Annotated in this window: 1 protein-coding gene; it reads left to right on the plus strand. The window is 36.4% G+C overall.

The window, feature by feature from the left end:
* Positions 1–1,007 (plus strand): NERD domain-containing protein (locus AYK82_RS18075; protein ID WP_068310437.1); only part of this gene is annotated, 1,007 nt, incomplete at its 5' end.
* Positions 1,008–1,163 lie beyond the last annotated feature (156 nt).

Genomic DNA, 1,163 nt, shown 5'->3' on the forward strand with positions numbered 1-1,163 from the left:
ATAAGCCAATATTTGAACTGATTAAGGCATGGTTGCGAAATTTAGGTATTGTGGCTTTTAATCAAATAAAAACAAAATATGATGGAGAGAACAATCCTGTGGTTGGTTCTTTCGAGTGGGATATAACAGCGCCAAGTTATGTGTCCCCTCTTGCTGAATATTCCAGCGATGGACTCATCCCAGGTTTTGTTGTCTGTGATTTTGCTCTAGGGTTTAATCGAAATGAAATTACCACCGATGCTGCTGATACCTTCATAAGAAAAGTTCAGATGACCAAGTCCTCTAGGACAAACCAGAGGATTATGTTTGTTCTTTTTGCTAGACGTTTTGAGAAGAATGCCTTCAACAAGCTAAGGAGTGAAGGGGTTCTGGCTATAACTATAGCTAATGCGTTTGGTAATAAGGTCGATGAGAGCTTGGCCAGACTATCGAAGGTGATTCAGGGAACTTTATCTATTGAAAGACATCCTGATGAGTTACTTCAAATGGTAAAAGATCTGGAGTCTATCTCTGGAGAGAATGGAAATTTAAGGGGGTATATTTTTGAGCTTTTTGTTTCCTCTCAAATTTGTAATTTCTATGGTTATGGAAATGTTCGTATTAATAAAGAATATAAAATAAACGGTAAACATGCCGAAGCTGATGTTGTATTGGAAACTAACGATGATATTTATATCGTTGAGTGCAAAAATGTTAAGACTTTACCTTCGATGGAGGTTAGTCTTTGGATGAAAACAAGAGTGCCAATTATAAATTCCTACTACAAATCAAATAACCCTGATAACAAAAATATACATCATCGTTTGTGGGTTACGGGGAATATATATCCTAAAGATATAAACCGATTGGACGAGTTTAAATGTAATAATAAGAAGATTGATGTTGATTATTTATTTGGTCAGTCTTTGGATGATTTTTTCTACCAAAAAAAACAAGTGTTTAATTTATATAGGAAAGTCATTTCGCCAGATTATAAAAAAGGGCAAATACCCGATTTTGACTTATAGAATGACGTTTTCTAGTCTCTGCATTTCTTGACGATGACGGCTTGAAAAGCGTATCTTCCTCCATGAAACGAAAAAACCACCCGGCAAGGTGGCTTTTCGAAGGTTAGTTAATCCTGGCAGATTACCTAACCTAGGTAACTGGCTTCAGCAGAGCGA

Source organism: Polycladidibacter hongkongensis (assembly GCF_001561995.1).
In the GTDB taxonomy this organism is placed as follows: Bacteria; Pseudomonadota; Alphaproteobacteria; order Rhizobiales; family Stappiaceae; genus Pseudovibrio; species Pseudovibrio hongkongensis.